Below are 18,069 nucleotides of genomic sequence, written 5' to 3' on the forward strand. Positions count from 1 at the left end.
CCGGTGGCAGTTCGAGATGCACGGCGCGTACTCACATCCAGAGTAAAGATCACCGCAGCCCGTCGCGGAGCGGAACCCGCCGGCCGGTTCTGTGCCCTACAGGCGGCGCGGCGGCACCTGGCCACGCTGGCGACGGGCGCGGCCGCCGGGGTGCTGGTGGTGACGGTAGAAAACCCGTTTGAACAGCTCGGAGCTGCCGGCATACAGCAGGGAAATACCGAGTAGCGCCAGCAGCAATGTCGGTGGCAGCGGCACCAGGCCGAACCAGGTCGCCAGCGGGCTGTAGGGCAGGGCGAGGGTAACGGCGATGACGGCCAGCGAACTGCCCAGCAGCAACCGGCCGGGCCGGCTGCGCCAGCAGGGCTTCCAGGTGCGCACCACGAAGATGATCAGCACCTCGGTGAGCAGCGATTCGACGAACCAGCCGGTCCGGAACAGTTCGGCCACCTCGCCGGCGAACCACAGCAGCACGGCGAAGGTGAGCAGGTCGAACAGCGAGCTGACCAGGCCGAAGCCGATCATGAAGTCGCGCACCATGCGCAGGTCCCAGCGGTGCGGCATGCGCTGCCACTCGCGGTCGACGCGATCGTTGGCGATGCCCACGGCGGGAATGTCGGAGAGAAAGTTGTTGAGCAGGATCTGCTTGGCCAGCAGCGGGAGGAAGGGCAGAAACAGCGAAGCCACGGCCATGCTCAGCATGTTGCCGAAATTGGCGCTGGTGGTGATGAAGATGTACTTGAGGGTATTGGCGAAGGTCTGCCGGCCTTCGTCGATGCCCTGGCGCAGCAGGTCGAGGTCGTGCTTGAGCAGCACGAAGTCGGCGGCTTCCTTGGCCACATCCACCGCATTGTCGACGGAGATGCCGACATCGGCGCAATGCAGGGCCGGTGCGTCGTTGATGCCGTCGCCGAGGAAACCGACCACGTGGCCGGTCTTCTGCAAGGCGAGGATGATGCGCTCCTTCTGGTTCGGATCGACCTCGGCGAACAGTGCCATCCGCGGCGCCAGGTTGAGCAGGGCCTCGTCCTTCATCTGCGCCAGTTCGCTGCCGGTGACCACGCGCTCTACGGCGATGCCCACCGCTTCGGCGACATGCTGCGCCACCAGACGGTTGTCGCCAGTGATCACCTTGACCTGCACGCCCAGCTCATGCAGCGCGGCGAGGGTCTGTTGCACGCCGGGCTCCGGTGGATCGAAAAACAGCAGGAAGCCGACGAAGGTCATGCCGTGCTCTTCGGCCTTGTCCGCCTCGGCGGCTAGCGTCTTGCGCGCCAGCCCCAGCACCCGATAGCCCGCGCCGCTCCAGCGGGCATAGCGCTCGCGGATGGCAGCCAGCGTACTGGCGTCGAGCGGGGTTTCCCGGGTGCCGTCGGATACCCAGGTGCACACCTCGAGTACCGTTTCCAGAGCGCCCTTGGTGAGGGTCTGCGGATAGGCGGCGTCCGGCTGGCGAACCAGCACGCTGAGGCGCTTGCGGGTGAAGTCGTAGGGAATCTCGTCGAGCTTGCGGCAGTCGTCGGCTTGCTGCGCCGCCGCGACGATGGCTTCGTCCAGCGGATTGCGCAGGCCGGTCTGCAGGTGAGCATTCAGCCAGGCCATGCGCAGCACGGCGGACGAGGGCTGGCCGTCGATGTCCAGCGCACCGTCCAGGCACACCACGCCGCGGGTCAGGGTGCCGGTCTTGTCGGTACACAGCACGTTCATCGCGCCCAGGTTCTCGATGGCATTGAGGTGGCGCACGATCACCCCGGCCCGGGACATGCGCTGCGCGCCACGGGCCAGGGTGATGCCGAGGATCGCCGGCAGCAGCTCCGGCGACAGTCCCACCGCCAGTGCCACGGTGAACAGCAGGGTGTCGAGGGTCGGGCGCTGCAGCAGGATGTTGGCGCCCAGCACCAGCACGGTGATCACCAGCATGACCCGCAGCAGCAACGTGCCGAAGTGCCGCAGGCCGCGTTCGAACTCGGTTTCCGGCGGACGCAGGGCCAGGGTCGCGGAGAGATGCCCGAACTCGCTGTCGGCAGCAGCCCTGACCACCAGCAGGGTTGCGCTGCCGCTGCGCAGCGAGGAGCCCATGAACAGGCAGTTGCTGCGCTCGGCCAGTGCCGCATGGACGGGCACCGTGCCCGGCTGCTTCTCGACGGGGAAGGTTTCCCCGGTCAGCAGGCCCTGGCTGGCGAAGCAGCCCCGAGCGTCCAGCAGGACGCCATCGGCGGGGATCAGGCTGCCGGCCGACAGTTCGACGACATCGCCCGGCACCACCTCGCTGGCGGGTATCTCCTGCACCTGCCCGCCACGGCGTACTCGCGCCTTCACGGCGATGCGTCGGCGCAACTGCTCGATGGCCTGCGAGGCGCGGTGCTCGTACCAGGCGCCAAGCAGCGCACTGCAGGCCACGATGATCAGAATGATCAACGCCTCCAGCCAGTCCTGCACCAGCAGCGCGATACAGGCACCGAAAATCAGGATCAGCACCAGCGGGCTGCGCAGCTGCTCGAACAGCAGTCGCACAAAGCCACGTCGTGCAGGCGACGGCATCTTGGCGCAAGCCAGTCGCTGGGCCGCGAGGGCCGGTTCGAGGCCCTGGGGAGAACTGCCCAGTTCGAGCAAAAGGTCGCTGGCCGGACGACTCCAGTAAGCGGCAGGATCGGCCGGCGAGAGCGGGTCCTGCGGGTGGGGCGGGAAGGGCGCAGGCATGGAATGCCCCAGGGCCAAGGAGAAAGCCCCGCAGCGGCGGGGCTTGCGGATCGGTCAGCGCGGTTTGATATCGATGGTCTTTTCCGCCTTTGCCGCTTCAGGCTTCTTCGGCAGTGTGACGGTCAGCAGTCCGTTGCCGAAGTGGGCCTCGATCTTCTCCGCATCGACCCCCTCGGGCAGGCTGAAACTGCGCTGGAAGGCGCCGTAGTGCCGCTCTGACAGGTAGTAGTCCTTCTTGCGCTCCTCGCGCTCGTCCTTCTTTTCCCCCTTGAGGGTGAGGATGCCGTTGTTCAGCTTGATTTCGAGGCACTTCTCGTCCATGCCCGGCAGCTCGGCCGTCAGCTCGTAGGCGCCGTCCTTCTCGACGATATCCACGGCCGGCATGCCGCTGATGGTCAGCTCGCGCTTCCAGAACGGCTCCACGTCGAGGCTGCTGCGAGCGAAGGGGAAATGCCGTAGATCGAAGTCCTCGAACAGGCGGTCGACCTGACGGCGCAGGCTTTCGAGCGGGTGAGGGCGCTTCTCGGTCTTGTCGGATTCCACGGGAATCTTGTTGTCGGTTGCCATCGCACATTCCTCCAGTGTGCCCCGCGACGGGGCCTGACGTTCATGTTCGCTGGCGGAAAAACCATCGCCTTGACTTTTATCAAGCCGAAACTGAGTGATGTCATAAACGGGCGATATCTCTGATTAAACATAATAAAGCTGAATGGCCAACCCTGTCGAAATCCGCACTCCGAAAAGTTATCAGCCTTGGGGAATGTCCTTGAGCTGCAACGGGGAAAGCAGCCCAAGGTGCTTCAGCCGCACTTCGCGGCCATCGATATCCAGCAGGCCGTTGCGCTTGTAGCGGGCCAGCAGGCGACTGACCGTCTCGCTGGTCAAGCCCAGGTAATTGGCGATCTCGCAGCGGCTCATCGGCAGGATGAAGTGTCGCGCGGACAACCCGCGCCGGCCGAAGCGGCCGGCCAGGTCGAGGAGAAAACCGGCCAGACGCTCCTCGCCGGTGCAACGAAGCAGCCCCAGCCGTCGCTGATCGGCCTGGATTTCCTCGCTCATCACCCGCAGCAGTTCACCGCGCAACTGCGGCAGGCTGCCGGCCAGCGTTTCCAGGCGGGTCAGGGGAATGCTGCACAGCATGCTGGTCTCCAGCGCCACGGCAAAGCCCGGATGGCTGTGGCGGCCCAGCGCATCGAGGCCGAGCAGTTCGCCCGGCAGATGGAAGCCGGTAATCTGCTCGTTGCCGTCGCTGCTCAGCAGATAGGTTTTCAGCGTACCGCTGCGCACCGCATACAGGCTCGCCTGAGGATCGTCGGCCCGGTACAGGTGTTCGCCGCGCTGCAGCGGGCGACTGCGCTGGATGATCGCCTCCAGCGCCGCCAGCTCCCGACAGCCCAGGTTGAGCGGAAAGCAGTGCGCACGCACTCGGCAGGCCTGGCAATGCATGGCGGTGACCGGTCGCAGAGGCAAACCATGGCGGGCGCATCGATCCGGCATGCGGAACTCCTGTGACGGCATACGGGCGGTGAGAAAAGTCTAGGTCATGCGTGGCATGGGTAAGGCCTGCAGCGGTTGCCGGGCATGTGCTTGCTCGACCGCCTGGAGGACTCGCGCCGCGTTGCGCGCGGGCCTGGCTCCGCACTCAATAGACGTCTGAGGCCTGCATCGCCCAGAGATGCGCGCCGACCAGCGCGCGCCAGGGCGAGAACTCCGCCAGCCAGGCCCGCGCCTGCGCCTCGCTGACTTGCTCCGGCTGGCCGAGTAGCGCCTGCAGCCCGCGGCGCACGGCGGCATCGCCATGCAGCGAGCCATCCAGCCAGCCGAAACCGCGCAGCAGCGCGTAGTTGACTGTCCAGGGGCCGATGCCGCGCAGCGCCTCGAGCTGCGTCCGGATCTCCTCGACCGGGAGCGTGCGCATCCAGTCGTCGAGGGGCAAGCGACCCTCCATCACCCCTCTGGCGAGGGCCAGCAGGGCGCCGGCCTTGGTTGCCGAGAAGCCGGCCCGGCGCAGGGTCGCTTCGCTCAGCCCGGCGACCTGGGGAGCCTGCGGGTAGCACAGCAGGCCGCCGGAATGGCGCACGTTCGCCGCCATCACCAGCTTGCGACGAAGGGCGACGGCGGCGCCGACGCTGATCTGCTGGCCGGTGATCGCCCAGGTCAGCGCCTCGAACGGGGTCGCGGTGAGCGGTACGCGCAGGCCGGCCTGCCGGGCGAGCAGGGGGCCGAGTTGGGGATGGCGGCGGTGGCGCTGTTCGAAGGCTTCCACCTCCTGCTCCAGGCCGAGCATGCGGCGGACCATGGCCTCGAAGGCTGGCTGTCCGGCCTCCGCCACTGCGCCGTCGACGGACAGGCACGCCTGTGCCCGGCCGCGGTGGAATTCGATGGACAGGCAGGCCGCGGCATCGCCCCAGACGAGGCCCTTGTGCAGCGCGGCCGCATCGACCCGTTCGGCGATGGCCTGCGGGTCGCGGCGATGGAAGGCCAGGATATCCTGGGGACGGAAGGTGGCGCCCAGCGCCATGGCGCAGGAAAGCTTGGTGGTCACGGCGTGGCCTCCCGTTCGAGCAGCGCCCGCTTGCGCTCAACCCCCCAGCGATAGCCGGAAAGTCCGCCGTCGCTGCGCACCACCCGATGGCAGGGAATCGCCACGGCCAGCGCGTTGGCCGCGCAGGCGCCCGCCACGGCGCGCACGGCCTTGGGCGCACCGATGCGCTGGGCGATTTCCGCATAGCTCGCCGTGGTGCCGGCCGGGATTTCCCGCAGTGCCTGCCAGACGCGCTGCTGGAAGGCGGTGCCGCGCACGTCGAGGGGCAGGTCGATTCCGCGCCCGGGCATTTCCACGAAGCCGACGACCGTGGCCACCAGTTGCTCGAAGGCGGCATCCGCGCCGATCAGCTCGGCCTTGGGGAAGCGGTCCTGGAGGTCGCGGACCAGGGCATCGGGATCGTCGCCGAGCAGGATGGCGCAGACGCCGCGTTCGCTGGCGGCGATCAGGATCGAGCCCAGCGAGCACTCGCCCACCGCGAAGCGGATGACCGCCCGGTTGCCGCCGTCGCGGAAGCTCCCGGGAGGCATGCCCAGCAGGTGCGCCGACTCCTGATAGAAGCGGCCGGACGAGTTGTAGCCGGCCGCGTAGATCGCATCGGTGATCCTGCCGCCGCCGCCCAGCGTCGTGCGGACCTTGCGGGCGCGGAGTTCCGCCGCGTAGGCCCTCGGCGTCACGCCGGTGACCGCCTTGAACAGGCGATGCAGATGGGAGGTGCTCATCCCGGCGCCACGCGCCAGCTCTGCCAGGCTAGGCGGCGTGTCCGCGGCCTCGATCTGCCGGCACAACATGGCTACCAGGGCAGCCTGCCGCTCGGCGAGTGGAGGCTGGTCGGGACGGCAGCGCTTGCACGGGCGGAATCCCGCCTGTTCGGCGGCGGCGGCCGAAGCGAAGAAGCGGACGTTCTCCGGTCGCGGCGTGCGCGCGCCGCACGAGGGGCGGCAGTAGACACCCGTGGTCCGCACCGCATAGCAGAAACGGCCATCGGCGAGCGGGTCGCGGGCGACCACCCGGGTCCAGCGCGGATCGGCCAGGGTCGTGGCGGCAGATTGTTCGGTTGACTTGGACATGTCCGGAGTATCCCACGAGTTCGACGCCGCCTACTGTAGAGCTGGCAGGAGTCGGACACACTCCGGGTCTTGCTTTCGAATTCGCTGCCCGCAAAAGAGCATTTCGCAAGGAGGAGCAGGGGAGAGGCGAACCATTCCGGGAAGAGCGGACGGAACGCGGATGAACCCAGACCTGCGAATACGGCTTGCCTCAGGCCGAAACAATCCTGTTCTTACCCCCGTGTTTGGCCTCGTACAGCGCTTGATCGGCGCGTTTTATCGTGTCTTCGTATGAGCGATCTTCCGGGATCATGGTCGTCACCCCCATACTCGCCGTGACAGCAATGCCGTCCACCGAGAACTTACCGAGTTCTTCCCTGAAAAGATCATGTATACGCCTGGCGAACTGCATTGCCTGTTCATGTCCGGTATTGGGCAGGGCGACTACAAACTCATCGCCACCAAAACGGCAGGCGCAATCGGTCTTGCGAAGTGCCGAGCGACAAATGTTGGCTACCGCCTGGATCGCCTCATCGCCAACGTGATGACCCTGGCTGTCATTGATTTTCTTGAGGTTGTCAAGATCGAACATCAAGATGCAGGTCGGTACCGAATACCGAACGTATGACTCGTAGTGCAGCGTCAGGTCATGTTCCAGTTTTCTCCGGTTGAAAAGGCCTGTCAGCTGATCGGTATCGCTTAGCTCCCGCAGCCTGACCTCCAGGTCGTGCCGCTCCGAGATATTGCTTGCGACCCAGAGCACGACGTCCTCGTCGTCCACAGCAAAACTCAGGGCCTGGATGCGTCCCTCGAACCAGATCGGCTTTTCGGGTCCCTCATCGGGCAAACCCTTCACATCCTTGTTGCTCAGTTCGTATTCCTCGACGAGCAGTTTCCGGGACGCCAGCGCCCAATCGATCTGTTCGAGAAACCAGTTGGCTTTTTCAGGCTTGATCAAGTCCGAAAGATACAGGCCAACCAGGCCGGAGCCGTCGTGGTAATAGCGCTTGTCACGGCCACCAAACACCGCAACATATTTGCCAGTGCGGGACAGGATAAAGGCGGGATCCGGCAAAGCATCAAGAATTGATTTCATCTGCTCGACGTTGACCATGACGCACTTCTTCTGAGTGGTTTAATGGATGGCACATTAGTCAGCCTAAAGGTGAAATGCACGGAATTTTCTCGACGCCAAGAGCGGCTACCGAGCTGGCTTGGGCCTGTCACGAAAAGCTGCTTTGGGTCGAAAGCATTCGCCAGTAGCAGTGTCCGGTACCGTGATGCACAGGTTCTTCATCGAGTGCGCGCGCTGTTCGTCGACGGACGTGTAGTTGGTGTTCTGGGTGGCGCTCAAGCTATTGTCGTGCAATATATGCAATTTCCGGGTCTGGTGATTATCGGATATTGCATTGATGGTTGCCCGGTCCCCCCCACGACCTTGGCTGCAAATTTGCGGCCTGAGCTTCTGGGCACCGATGCTGCCGGGCCTTCTGGCGGCACGCACGGTGCTACGCGCCGAACCACCGGGCTGAAGCGGCCCATGGGCGGCAAAGCGCCGGCCTTTCGGGTACGGTATCGGCCTGTCCCACCCGGCATCGCTCTGCACCACGCCACGGAATCCTCCCATGCCCAACGCACCGCAACCGCTGTTCGAAACCTATAACCGCTTTCTGGACCTGAACTTTCTGCAACTGAGCGAGGAACTGCCGGCCGTGCGCGCGTATCTCGCCGGCTTTCCGCCCGAACTGCAGGTGGTCGAGGGTTATCTGGCCGTGCGCGGGTTCCTCAAGTCCTATGCCGGCAACGAGCCGACCTTCAACTCCTACCGCACCCATGTCGAGCGGCTGCTGCTGTGGTCCATGCTGGTCGCCGGCAAGCCGCTGCTCGAACTGCGCCGGCGCGATGCCGAAGCCTTCATGGAGTTCTGCCTGCGTCCGCCCCGGGACTGGATCGGGCCGATGGTCCGCTCGCGTTTCGTGCGTATCGGCGGGCGCAAGAAGCTCGAATCCGACACCTACGCGGTCAACGAGGACTGGCGGCCGTTCAGCGTCACCACGCCCAAGCGCAACCGCTCGCTGAGCGAGAGCGGCGCCGTTGCCGAGGAGCAGCGGCCCTACCGGATGTCCCAGGGCTCGGTCGCCCAGGTCTTCGCCGTCTGCGGCAGTTTCTTCCAGCACGCCATCGACGAGGGCCTGACCGAGGTCAACCCGTTCCGCGCGGTCAAGCAGAAGTCGGTCTACAAGCAGCGCAACACCCTGGACGTTTCCGGGCGCTCGCTCACGCCGCTGCAATGGGGTTACGTGATCGAAACCGCCGAGCAGATGGCCGACGCCGAGCCCGAGGTTCACGAGCGCACCCTGTTCATCCTCGCCACGCTGTTCGCCATGTACCTGCGCGTTTCCGATCTGGTCGGCCGCGACAACTGGGAGCCGACCATGGGCGACTTCCGCCGCGATACCACCGGCAACTGGTGGTTCCATGTGGTCGGCAAGGGCAACAAGGCGGCCAAGATCAGCGTGCGCGACGACTACATCCAGAACTACCTGACCCGCTACCGGCGCCATCTGGGGCTGCCTGCCCTGCCCTCGCCCCATGAAACCCACCCGCTGCTCAGCACCCTCAAGGGCCGCGCCGGGCTGTCCGACCGCCACTTGCGCCTGCTCCTGCAACAGGTCTTCGATCGCGCCCTGCAGCGCATGGTCGAGGAAGGCTGGAGCAACGACGAGGTCGACCACCTGCGCTCCGCCTCGCTGCACTGGCTGCGCCACACCTCGGCGACCTTCGACGCGCCGCACCGCGACATGAAGGATCTGCAGGCCGACCTGCGTCACAACAGCCTGAGCACCACCCAGAACACCTACTACAACTCCCTCGACGAGCAGCGCGCCCACTCGGTCAAGCACCTGCGCATCAAGGACTGAACCGCGCGCCTCGCCCGCCGTGTGCTCACCTAGGCGGCCCGCGGCCGCGAATCCCGTGGCCGCGGCGCTCTCGCCGCTCCGCGCTCCGGCCCGAGGCGGAATCCGGCCGCGCACGCCTCGCCGCCCTGTGCTGAACTGTGTTTATGCCCCCTATCGATTGCGGGCCAGGCCCGCGAGGCAGGCTGCCATGTATCACGGTGAGCGCTTCAACGCCTGGACGCATCTGGTCGGCGCGGTGCTGGCCAGCATCGGCGCGCTCTGCCTGCTGGTCCAGGCACTCTGGGAGGGCGAGCCGCTGAAGATCGGCAGCATCGCGGTCTACGGCGCCAGCCTGGTGCTGCTCTACGTGGTTTCGACCGTCTATCACAGCGTGCGCGGGCGAGCCAAGGCGATCATGCGCAAGCTCGATCACCTGTCGATCTACCTGCTGATCGCCGGCAGCTATACCCCCTTCTGCGTCGTGAGCCTGCAGGGGCCTTGGGGCTGGTCGCTGCTCGGCTTGGTCTGGGGCATGGCGCTGGTGGGCATACTCCAGGAACTCAAGCCGCGCTCCGAAGCGCGCCGGCTGTCGCTGGTGATCTACGCGCTGATGGGCTGGAGCGCCGTGCTGGCCCTGGAGCCGCTGGCCAGCGCGCTCGGCCCCGGCGGGCTGGGCTGGCTGCTGGCCGGCGGCATCTTCTACACGGTAGGCATCGTCTTCTTCGTCCTCGACCGGCGCCTGCGCCACGGGCACGGCATCTGGCACCTGTTCGTGATCGCCGGCAGCACCCTGCACTACGTGACGGTGACGCTCTATGTGGTCTGAGGCCCGCCGCAGAGGGCGCGGCGCCAAGCACGACGGGCGCTCTCCCCGCTCGCCCGGCCATGTCTTTTCAATCTCTGCATATATCCATAAGTGCTTTCCGCAGCAAAAATAAAGCACTTAAGATCATAAGCAGACAAGCCCGCGCGCCCCGCCGCGCCGGTCGGGGTCGCCCGTCGCGCCGGCCCCGCACTCCCGATCCTGCTCAAGGCACCCCGACGATGGCACTGGAAGCCCTGCAACAGCATTTCCGCACCGAACAGGAAACCCTCTGGGGCGACGGCCTGGCCCTGAGCGCCGCCGCCGACGGCGTGTCGGGGCACTTCGCCCGCCTGCGCCTGCACAGCCACTTCCAGCCGCTGCTCGATGCCGTCACGCTGCAGCCGCTGGCCCATGAGGCGCTGCTGCGCCCGCTCGACCCGCACAGCGGCGCCTATCTGCCGCCCAGCGCCGCTTTCGCCTGTGCCCGCACGCCGCAGGAGGCGGTGTATCTGGATCGCCTGTGCCGGGTGGTGCATGCGCTCAACTTCGTCCGCCAGCAGCCGGGCCGGCAACTGCTGTTCCTCAATGTCAGCGGCCGCCACCTGGCGGCCGTGGCCCAGGAGCACGGCGCCGCCTTCGAACGACTGCTGGCCCTGTGCGGCCTGCAGCCGCAGCAGGTAGTGCTGGAAATCCTCGAAGCCAGCGTCGACCAGCTGGAACTGCTGCAGACCGCCCTGCAGGCCTACCGCAAACGCGGCTTCCGCATCGCGATGGACGACTTCGGCTGCCAGCACTCCAATTTCGACCGCCTCTGGCAGCTCACCCCGGACCTGGTGAAGCTGGATCGCCACCTGATCCAGCAGGCCGAGGTCAACCCGCGCGCGCGGCTGATCCTGCCCAAGCTGATCGGGATCATCCACGACCTCGGCGCCCAGGCGGTGTGGAATCGAGACGGCGCAGCAGCACCGCCTCTGCGTGGACGCCGGCAGCGACCTGCTGCAGGGCTACTACTATGCCCGTCCGCAGCCGACGCTGCTGCGCGACGGTGCCGCAACGCCTGCGGTGTCGCGCCCGGCGGCGCTGGCATAGGTACGGCAATCCGGCTGCGCCGCAGGGCACGGCCAGAACGGTAAAAGGCCCGGCGGGAGCGAACCCGCCGGGCCTTTTGCCTCTTCGCCGACCTGGACGTTACTGCTGGGCGCCGTAGGTCTGGTCGAACACGCCACCGTCGTTGAAGTGGGTCTGCTGGATCTGCGGCCACTCGCCGAAGGTCTTCACCGCATCGAGCAGTTCGACCTGCGGGAAGCGGTCGGCGAACTCCTGGAGGATCGCCGGGTTGCGCGGGCGCAGGTAGTTGGCGGCGGCGATGCGCTGGCCTTCGTCGGACCACAGGTACTTGAGGTAGGCCTCGGCCTCGGCGCGGGTGCCCTTCTTGTCGACCACCTTGTCGACCACCGCCACCGGCGGCTCGGCCTGCACCGAGACGCTCGGGTAGACCACCTCGAACTCGCCGCGGCCGAATTCGCGGGCGATCATCTCCGCCTCGTTCTCGAAGGTCACCAGCACGTCGCCGATCTTGTTCTGCATGAAGGTGGTGGTCGCCGCGCGGCCGCCGGTGTCCAGCACTGGCGCCTGGCGGAACAGCTTGCCGACGAACTCGCGCGCCGCCGCCTCGTCGCCGCCCTGCTTGAGCACGTAGCCCCAGGCCGACAGGTAAGTATAGCGGCCGTTGCCCGAGGTCTTCGGGTTGGGCACCACCACCTCGACGCCGTCCTTGAGCAGGTCCGGCCAGTCCTTGAGGCCCTTAGGGTTGCCCTTGCGCACGATGAACACGGTGGCCGAGGTGAAGGGCGCGCTGTTGTCCGGCAGCAGGCTCGCCCAGTTCTGCGGGATCAGCTTGCCGATGTCGTGCAGGGCGTTGATGTCGGTGGCCATGTTCATGGTGATGACGTCGGCCGGCAGGCCGTCGATCACCGCGCGGGCCTGCTTGCTGGAACCGCCATGGGACATCTGGATCTGCAGCGGCTTGTTGCCCTCGGCCTGCCAGTGCTTCTGGAAGGCCACGTTGTATTCCTTGTAGAAGTCGCGCATCACGTCGTAGGAGACGTTGAGCAGCGTGGCGGCCTGGGCGGCGCCGGAAGCCAGCGCCACGCTGGCGGCCAGCAGGGAGGAAGTGAGCAGTCGCTTCATCGGGCAATCCCTGGGGGTGAACGGAAGAAAGCCGGACTATAGGAAATTGCCGCTTATTCCACAAAAGAATATTTAGTTATCTTTATCTTCGATCATCGCATAAGCATGGGCGGGCATGAACGCCCTGCCCTTATATTCCAAAAAGAAATTAATAAATCAAAATTCATTCTTTTTGACTCTTTGAAATCCTGTGCATAGTGGCTCCACCCAAGGACATCACCCCTTCTGAGGAGCACCACCATGAGCATCCGCCTCGGCGACATCGCCCCCGATTTCGAACAGGACTCCAGCCTCGGCCGCATCCGTTTCCACGAGTGGCTCGGCGACAGCTGGGGCATCCTGTTCTCCCACCCGGCCGACTTCACCCCGGTGTGCACCACCGAGCTGGGCTTCACCGCCAAGCTCAAGGACCAGTTCGCCCAGCGCGGCGTCAAGGCCATCGCCCTGTCGGTCGACCCGGTGGACTCGCACCTGAAGTGGATCGGGGACATCGAGGAAACCCAGGACACCCGGGTCAACTTCCCGATCCTCGCCGACGCCGACCGCAAGGTGTCCGACCTCTACGACCTGATCCACCCCAACGCCAGCGACACCCTGACCGTGCGCTCGCTGTTCATCATCGACCCGGCCAAGAAGGTGCGGCTGATCATCACCTACCCGGCCAGCACCGGGCGCAACTTCCACGAGATCCTGCGGGTGATCGATTCGCTGCAGCTGACCGACAGCCACAAGGTCGCCACCCCGGCCAACTGGCAGGACGGCGACGAGGTGGTGATCGTACCCTCGCTCAAGGACGAGGAAGAACTCAAGCAGCGCTTCCCCAAAGGCTACCGCGCGGTGAAGCCCTACCTGCGCCTGACCCCGCAGCCGAACCGCTGAGCTGCGATACCAAGGTTTCAACCCTCAAGCCACGCATGGGGTTCGGGGCCTGCCAGGCAGAACAGGCCCCTTTTTTATTCACACGAGAAGGAAACAGCGATGCGGGTCGTATCTCTTTCCGGCAGTCCCTCGCAGCAGTCGCGCTCCGGCGGCCTGCTCGACTGGTCGCGGCGCTGGTTGAGCGCGCGCGGCGTCGAGGTGGTCGGCTTCGGCGTGCGCGACTTCGCCGCTGAGGATCTGCTCCACGGGCGCTTCGACAGCCCGCAGGTCATCGAACTGGCCGAGCGTGTACGCGAAGCCGATGGCCTGCTGGTCGCCACGCCGGTGTACAAGGCCGCCTATTCCGGCGCGCTGAAGACCCTGCTCGACCTGCTGCCCGAGCGCGCCCTCGCCCGCCAGGTGGTGCTGCCGCTGGCCACCGCCGGCAGCCCGGCGCACCTCTTGGCGCTGGACTACGCACTGAAGCCGGTGCTCGCCGCGCTGAAGGCCGAGGAAGTGCTGCAGGGCGTGTTCGCCGACGATGCGCAGACCCGCTATCAGGACGACGGCCTGTGGCTGGCGCCGGAACTGGAGCAGCGTCTTGAAGGCGCCCTGGAACAGTTCTACCAGGCACTGGCGCGCCGCCCGCAGCACCTGCAGCCGGGGCAGCTCGAACGGCAATTGCTCGGCGCCCGCTGGAGCATCTGAACCACCGATTTCCCCTTCGGGCGAGCGTTCCCGCGCAGTCCACCCGTTTCCAGCCTCCCCGTCGCGGGCGAGGCGCGCGAAAGTCCTCACCCGTCCGTCAACGGACCGGCAGGCATCCACCACCAACGACTTGCATATCAAGGAGAGCGCCATGCGCACTACTTACCTGCGTCGCGGACTGGTCGCCCTGCTGGCCGCCGCGATCTCTTCCGCCGCCCTCGCCGCCGACGAGGCGCATACCCTGCGTATCGGCTACCAGAAGTACGGCACCCTGGTCCTGCTCAAGGCCAAGGGCTCCCTGGAGCAGCGCCTCGCCGCCCAGGGCGTCAAGGTGCAGTGGACCGAGTTCCCCGGCGGCCCGCAGCTGCTGGAAGGCCTCAATGTCGGCTCGGTCGACTTCGGCGTGACCGGCGAGACCCCGCCGGTGTTCGCCCAAGCCGCCGGCGCCGATCTGCGCTACGTCGCCTACGAGCCGCCGGCGCCCACCGGCGAGGCGATCCTGGTGCCCAAGGATTCGCCGATCAAGTCCGTCGCCGAGCTGAAGGGCAAGAAGGTCGCCCTGAACAAGGGCTCCAACGTGCACTACCTGCTGGTGCGCGCCCTGGAGGACGCCGGCCTGTCGATCAAGGACATCACCCCGGTGTACCTGCCGCCGGCCGACGCCCGCGCCGCCTTCGAGCGCGGCAGCGTCGATGCCTGGGTGATCTGGGACCCCTTCCAGGCCGCCGCCGAGCAGCAGCTGTCGGCGCGCACCCTGCGCGACGGCAGCGGGCTGGTCGACAACCACCAGTTCTACCTGGCCAGCGGCAGCTACGCCCAGCAGCACCCGCAGGTGGTCGGCGCGCTGATCGAGGAGATCCGCACCGTCGGCGAGGAGGCCAAGGCCGATCCGGCCAGGGTCACCGCCCAGGTCGCCCCGCTGATCGGCCTGCCGGCCGACATCACCCACAAGGCCGTAGCTCGCCAGGGCTACGGCGCCCAGCCGCTGACCCCGGCGGTGGTGGACGCCCAGCAGAAGATCGCCGACACCTTTGCCGACCTCAAGCTGATCCCCAAGCGCCTGAGCATCAAGGACGTGGTCTGGACGCCGCCGGCCAAGGTCGCACAGCAGTAAACCGCTCGCGGGCGCCCTGCGGGGCGGCCCGTTCCACTTGCCGAATCATCGCGCGCATGAGCCAGGCCCACGCGCGCCCGCTTTTCAGCAATCTTTCAGGAATACCGCGATGAGTCTGAACATCTTCTGGTTTCTCCCCACCCACGGCGACGGCCACTACCTGGGCACCGCCGAGGGCGCCCGCGCCGTCGACCACGGCTACCTGACCCAGATCGCCCAGGCCGCCGACCGCCTCGGCTTCGGCGGCGTGCTGATCCCCACTGGGCGCTCCTGCGAGGACTCCTGGCTGGTCGCCGCCTCGCTGATCCCGGCCACCCAGCGTCTGAAATTCCTCGTCGCCCTGCGCCCGGGGATCATCTCGCCGACCGTGGCGGCGCGTCAGGCGGCGACTCTCGACCGCCTGTCCAATGGTCGCGCGCTGTTCAACCTGGTCACCGGCGGCGATCCGGACGAGCTGGCCGCCGACGGCCTCAACCTCAGCCACGCCGAGCGCTACGAGGCGGCCGTGGAGTTCACCCGGGTCTGGCGCAAGGTGCTGGAAGGCGAGACCGTCGACCTCGACGGCAAGCACATCCAGGTCAAGGGCGCCAAGCTGCTCTACCCGCCTATCCAGCAGCCGCGCCCGCCGCTGTACTTCGGCGGCTCTTCCGAGGCGGCCCACGAGCTGGCCGCCGAGCAGGTCGAGCTGTACCTGACCTGGGGCGAGCCGCCGCAGGCAGTGGCGGAGAAGATCGCCGACGTGCGCGCCCGCGCCGCCAAACACGGTCGCACGGTGAAGTTCGGCATCCGCCTGCACGTGATCGTCCGCGAGACCAACGCCGAAGCCTGGGCCGCCGCCGAACGCCTGATCAGCCACCTCGACGACGACACCATCGCCAAGGCGCAGGCCTCGCTGGCGCGCTTCGACTCGGTCGGCCAGCAGCGCATGGCCGCCCTGCACGGCGGCCGCCGGGACAAGCTGGAAGTGGCGCCCAACCTGTGGGCCGGGGTCGGTCTGGTGCGCGGCGGCGCCGGCACTGCGCTGGTCGGCGACGGCCCGACCGTGGCGGCGCGGGTCAAGGAGTACGCCGATCTGGGCATCGACACCTTCGTGTTCTCCGGCTATCCGCACCTGGAGGAATCCTACCGGGTCGCCGAGCTGCTGTTCCCGCACCTGGATATCGCCCAACCGCAGCGTCCCGAGAGCCGCGGCTACGTCAGCCCGTTCGGCGAGATGATCTCCAGCGACATCCTGCCCAAGGCGGCCAAGGCCGGCTGATGAGCTGAGCGTGCCCACGCCGGAGCGTGGGAACCATCGTGAAAAGAGTGAACGAACGATGAGTACGACACCTATCCAAAGTCTGGCCCTGCGCCTGGCGCCCTGGGCCCTGCCGGTCCTGCTGCTCGGCGTCTGGCAACTGGCCGCCAGCAGCGGCTGGCTGTCCAGCCGCATCCTGCCGGCGCCCAGCGCCGTGGGCGTCGCCGGCTGGCTGCTGCTGACCAGCGGCGAACTGTGGCAGCACCTGGCGATCAGCGGCTGGCGCGCCGGCATCGGCTTCGTCATCGGCGGCAGCCTGGGCCTGGCGCTCGGCTTCGTCACCGGCCTGTCGAAATGGGGCGAGCGTCTGCTCGACAGCTCGGTGCAGATGATCCGCAACGTGCCGCACCTGGCGCTGATCCCGCTGGTGATCCTGTGGTTCGGCATCGACGAGAGCGCGAAGATATTCCTGGTCGCCCTCGGCACCCTGTTCCCCATCTACCTCAACACCTACCACGGCATCCGCAGCGTCGACGCCGGGCTGGTGGAGATGGCGCGCAGCTACGGCCTGTCCGGCTTCGCCCTGTTCCGTCAGGTGATCCTGCCCGGCGCCCTGCCGTCGATCCTGGTCGGCGTGCGCTTCGCCCTCGGCTTCATGTGGCTGACGCTGATCGTCGCCGAGACCATCTCGGCCAACGCCGGCATCGGCTATCTGGCGATGAACGCCCGCGAGTTCCTGCAGACCGACGTGGTGGTGCTGGCGATCCTGCTCTACGCCGTGCTCGGCAAGCTGGCCGACGTCGCCGCCCGCGGCCTCGAACGCGCCTGGCTGCGCTGGCACCCGGCCTACCAGCAAGGAGGTGCCAAATGAGCGCCCAGGACCTGAAACGCGGCATCCCGCTGCGCCTGCACGGCGTGGCCAAGGCCTTCGGCGACCGCACGGTGCTGCACGGCATCGACCTGCACATCCCCGCCGGCCAGTTCGTCGCGGTGGTCGGCCGCAGCGGTTGCGGCAAGAGCACCCTGCTGCGCCTGCTGGCCGGCCTGGATCATGCCAGCTCCGGCGAACTGCAGGCCGGCAACGCGCCGCTGGCCGCGGCCCGCGAGGACATCCGCCTGATGTTCCAGGATTCGCGCCTGCTGCCGTGGAAGCGAGTGATCGACAACGTCGGCCTCGGCCTGTCCGGCGACTGGAAAAGCCAGGCGCTGCAAGCGCTGGCAGCGGTCGGCCTTGGCGAGCGCGCCCACGACTGGCCGGCGGCGCTGTCTGGCGGGCAGAAGCAGCGCGTGGCGCTGGCCCGCGCGCTGATCCACCGCCCGCGCCTGCTGCTGCTCGACGAGCCACTCGGCGCGCTGGACGCGCTGACCCGCATCGAGATGCAGCAACTGATCGAGCGCCTGTGGCAGCAGCACGGCTTTACCGTGCTGCTGGTCACCCACGACGTCAGCGAGGCGGTGGCGGTGGCCGACCGGGTGATCCTGATCGAGGACGGCCATATCGGCCTCGACCTGCCGATCCCGCTGACCCGTCCGCGCCAACGCGCCTCGGCGGCGCTGGCTGCCCTGGAAGCCCGTGTGCTCGAACGGGTACTGGCCCTGCCCGCCGGCGCCGAGCCGCCGGAACCTGTATCCCCGCTGCCCACGCAACTGCGCTGGGCCCTGTAACTCCCGACTCCGCATCACCCCTACCCCGCTAAGGAGCAAGACCATGACCATCAAAGCCATCAACGTGCGCAACCAGTTCAAGGGCACCATCAAGGAAATCGTCCTGGGCGACGTGCTCTCCGAAATCGACGTGCAGACCGCCGCCGGTATCGTCACTTCGGTGATCACCACCCGCTCGGTCAAGGAGCTGGAGCTGGCCGTCGGCAGCGAGGTGATCGCCTTCGTCAAATCCACCGAGGTGTCGATCGCCAAGCTGTGAAGCCGGCCGCGCCATCCACCGCCGATGGTGGATGGCGCGTGA

16 protein-coding genes and 1 pseudogene are annotated in these 18,069 nt (G+C 67.0%); 10 read left to right on the forward strand and 7 right to left on the reverse strand.

The genetic code is table 11. The annotated features are described in order from the left end of the window. Window positions 1-96 precede the first annotated feature (96 nt). From mgtA to BLU22_RS12565, 6 genes and pseudogenes are all read right to left on the reverse strand, one after another. Window positions 97-2,637: pseudogene (mgtA, locus tag BLU22_RS12540) on the reverse strand (magnesium-translocating P-type ATPase); the annotation flags it as partial. Window positions 2,638-2,751: 114 nt separating this feature from the next. Further along, window positions 2,752-3,264: an Hsp20/alpha crystallin family protein gene (locus BLU22_RS12545; RefSeq protein WP_090215088.1), complete on the reverse strand. Its 513-nt coding sequence runs from the start codon at window positions 3,262-3,264 to the stop codon at window positions 2,752-2,754. A gap of 180 nt (window positions 3,265-3,444) precedes the next feature. Further along, window positions 3,445-4,194: a fumarate/nitrate reduction transcriptional regulator Fnr gene (gene fnr, locus BLU22_RS12550; protein WP_394327526.1), complete on the reverse strand. Its 750-nt coding sequence runs from the start codon at window positions 4,192-4,194 to the stop codon at window positions 3,445-3,447. A 145-nt stretch (window positions 4,195-4,339) separates the two neighbouring features. After that, window positions 4,340-5,242 carry a DNA-3-methyladenine glycosylase family protein gene (locus BLU22_RS12555; RefSeq protein ID WP_090215092.1) on the reverse strand — a complete coding sequence of 301 codons (903 nt, stop codon included), beginning with the start codon at window positions 5,240-5,242 and terminating at the stop codon, window positions 4,340-4,342. After that, a complete protein-coding gene (ada, locus tag BLU22_RS12560) occupies window positions 5,239-6,312 on the reverse strand; it encodes a bifunctional DNA-binding transcriptional regulator/O6-methylguanine-DNA methyltransferase Ada (RefSeq protein WP_090215095.1) in 1,074 nt (357 codons plus the stop codon). The genes BLU22_RS12555 and ada overlap by 4 nt, the downstream gene beginning before the upstream one ends. A 190-nt stretch (window positions 6,313-6,502) precedes the next feature. Further along, complete coding sequence (locus BLU22_RS12565; protein WP_090215098.1) at window positions 6,503-7,405, reverse strand: sensor domain-containing diguanylate cyclase; 903 nt, start codon at window positions 7,403-7,405, stop codon at window positions 6,503-6,505. Between the two features lie 511 nt (window positions 7,406-7,916). On the opposite strand from BLU22_RS12565, the gene BLU22_RS12570 reads away from it, so the two are divergent. The 3 genes from BLU22_RS12570 (at window position 7,917) to BLU22_RS12580 (ending at window position 11,129) form a co-directional block, all read left to right on the forward strand. Further along, window positions 7,917-9,212, forward strand: a complete 1,296-nt coding sequence (locus BLU22_RS12570) for a tyrosine-type recombinase/integrase (RefSeq protein ID WP_173867179.1) — start codon at window positions 7,917-7,919, stop codon at window positions 9,210-9,212. 187 nt (window positions 9,213-9,399) lie between these two features. Then, a complete protein-coding gene (gene trhA, locus BLU22_RS12575) occupies window positions 9,400-10,017 on the forward strand; it encodes a PAQR family membrane homeostasis protein TrhA (RefSeq protein WP_090215101.1) in 618 nt (205 codons plus the stop codon). A gap of 218 nt (window positions 10,018-10,235) precedes the next feature. Next, window positions 10,236-11,129 carry an EAL domain-containing protein gene (locus BLU22_RS12580; RefSeq protein ID WP_157718998.1) on the forward strand — a complete coding sequence of 298 codons (894 nt, stop codon included), beginning with the start codon at window positions 10,236-10,238 and terminating at the stop codon, window positions 11,127-11,129. 55 nt (window positions 11,130-11,184) lie between these two features. Here the strand turns inward: BLU22_RS12580 and BLU22_RS12585 are convergent, their stop codons facing one another. Continuing rightward, window positions 11,185-12,186: a sulfate ABC transporter substrate-binding protein gene (locus BLU22_RS12585; protein ID WP_090215105.1), complete on the reverse strand. Its 1,002-nt coding sequence runs from the start codon at window positions 12,184-12,186 to the stop codon at window positions 11,185-11,187. Window positions 12,187-12,426: 240 nt separating this feature from the next. On the opposite strand from BLU22_RS12585, the gene BLU22_RS12590 reads away from it, so the two are divergent. The 7 genes from BLU22_RS12590 (at window position 12,427) to BLU22_RS12620 (ending at window position 18,027) form a co-directional block, all read left to right on the forward strand. Continuing rightward, window positions 12,427-13,065 carry a peroxiredoxin gene (locus BLU22_RS12590; protein ID WP_090215107.1) on the forward strand — a complete coding sequence of 213 codons (639 nt, stop codon included), beginning with the start codon at window positions 12,427-12,429 and terminating at the stop codon, window positions 13,063-13,065. 99 nt (window positions 13,066-13,164) lie between these two features. Continuing rightward, window positions 13,165-13,752: an NADPH-dependent FMN reductase gene (gene ssuE, locus BLU22_RS12595; protein WP_090215109.1), complete on the forward strand. Its 588-nt coding sequence runs from the start codon at window positions 13,165-13,167 to the stop codon at window positions 13,750-13,752. Window positions 13,753-13,903: 151 nt separating this feature from the next. After that, entirely contained in the window at window positions 13,904-14,866 is a 963-nt protein-coding gene (locus BLU22_RS12600) for a sulfonate ABC transporter substrate-binding protein (protein WP_090215113.1), read from the forward strand. A gap of 109 nt (window positions 14,867-14,975) precedes the next feature. Then, window positions 14,976-16,124 carry an FMNH2-dependent alkanesulfonate monooxygenase gene (gene ssuD / locus BLU22_RS12605; RefSeq protein ID WP_090215117.1) on the forward strand — a complete coding sequence of 383 codons (1,149 nt, stop codon included), beginning with the start codon at window positions 14,976-14,978 and terminating at the stop codon, window positions 16,122-16,124. A 58-nt stretch (window positions 16,125-16,182) separates the two neighbouring features. Continuing rightward, the gene (gene ssuC, locus BLU22_RS12610; protein ID WP_090215120.1) at window positions 16,183-16,974 is read left to right on the forward strand and encodes an aliphatic sulfonate ABC transporter permease SsuC; all 792 of its coding nucleotides are present in this window, start codon (window positions 16,183-16,185) and stop codon (window positions 16,972-16,974) included. Then, on the forward strand, window positions 16,971-17,768 hold the full coding sequence (gene ssuB / locus BLU22_RS12615; protein WP_090215121.1) for an aliphatic sulfonates ABC transporter ATP-binding protein: 798 nt from the start codon (window positions 16,971-16,973) through the stop codon (window positions 17,766-17,768). Before ssuC ends, ssuB begins: the two co-directional genes overlap by 4 nt. 43 nt (window positions 17,769-17,811) lie before the next feature. Beyond that, a complete protein-coding gene (locus BLU22_RS12620; protein ID WP_090215127.1) occupies window positions 17,812-18,027 on the forward strand; it encodes a TOBE domain-containing protein in 216 nt (71 codons plus the stop codon). Window positions 18,028-18,069 lie beyond the last annotated feature (42 nt).

Source organism: Pseudomonas guangdongensis (assembly GCF_900105885.1).
Taxonomy (GTDB): Bacteria; Pseudomonadota; Gammaproteobacteria; order Pseudomonadales; family Pseudomonadaceae; genus Geopseudomonas; species Geopseudomonas guangdongensis.

Coding starts and splice junctions, on each gene's coding strand:
- BLU22_RS12545 (WP_090215088.1), bottom strand. CDS start 3,264: ATGGCAACCGACAACAAGATTCCCGTGGAATCCGACAAGACCGAGAAG.
- fnr (WP_394327526.1), bottom strand. CDS start 4,194: ATGCCGGATCGATGCGCCCGCCATGGTTTGCCTCTGCGACCGGTCACC.
- ada (WP_090215095.1), bottom strand. CDS start 6,312: ATGTCCAAGTCAACCGAACAATCTGCCGCCACGACCCTGGCCGATCCG.
- BLU22_RS12565 (WP_090215098.1), bottom strand. CDS start 7,405: ATGGTCAACGTCGAGCAGATGAAATCAATTCTTGATGCTTTGCCGGAT.
- BLU22_RS12570 (WP_173867179.1), top strand. CDS start 7,917: ATGCCCAACGCACCGCAACCGCTGTTCGAAACCTATAACCGCTTTCTG.
- trhA (WP_090215101.1), top strand. CDS start 9,400: ATGTATCACGGTGAGCGCTTCAACGCCTGGACGCATCTGGTCGGCGCG.
- BLU22_RS12580 (WP_157718998.1), top strand. CDS start 10,236: ATGGCACTGGAAGCCCTGCAACAGCATTTCCGCACCGAACAGGAAACC.
- BLU22_RS12585 (WP_090215105.1), bottom strand. CDS start 12,186: ATGAAGCGACTGCTCACTTCCTCCCTGCTGGCCGCCAGCGTGGCGCTG.
- BLU22_RS12590 (WP_090215107.1), top strand. CDS start 12,427: ATGAGCATCCGCCTCGGCGACATCGCCCCCGATTTCGAACAGGACTCC.
- ssuE (WP_090215109.1), top strand. CDS start 13,165: ATGCGGGTCGTATCTCTTTCCGGCAGTCCCTCGCAGCAGTCGCGCTCC.
- BLU22_RS12600 (WP_090215113.1), top strand. CDS start 13,904: ATGCGCACTACTTACCTGCGTCGCGGACTGGTCGCCCTGCTGGCCGCC.
- ssuD (WP_090215117.1), top strand. CDS start 14,976: ATGAGTCTGAACATCTTCTGGTTTCTCCCCACCCACGGCGACGGCCAC.
- ssuC (WP_090215120.1), top strand. CDS start 16,183: ATGAGTACGACACCTATCCAAAGTCTGGCCCTGCGCCTGGCGCCCTGG.
- ssuB (WP_090215121.1), top strand. CDS start 16,971: ATGAGCGCCCAGGACCTGAAACGCGGCATCCCGCTGCGCCTGCACGGC.
- BLU22_RS12620 (WP_090215127.1), top strand. CDS start 17,812: ATGACCATCAAAGCCATCAACGTGCGCAACCAGTTCAAGGGCACCATC.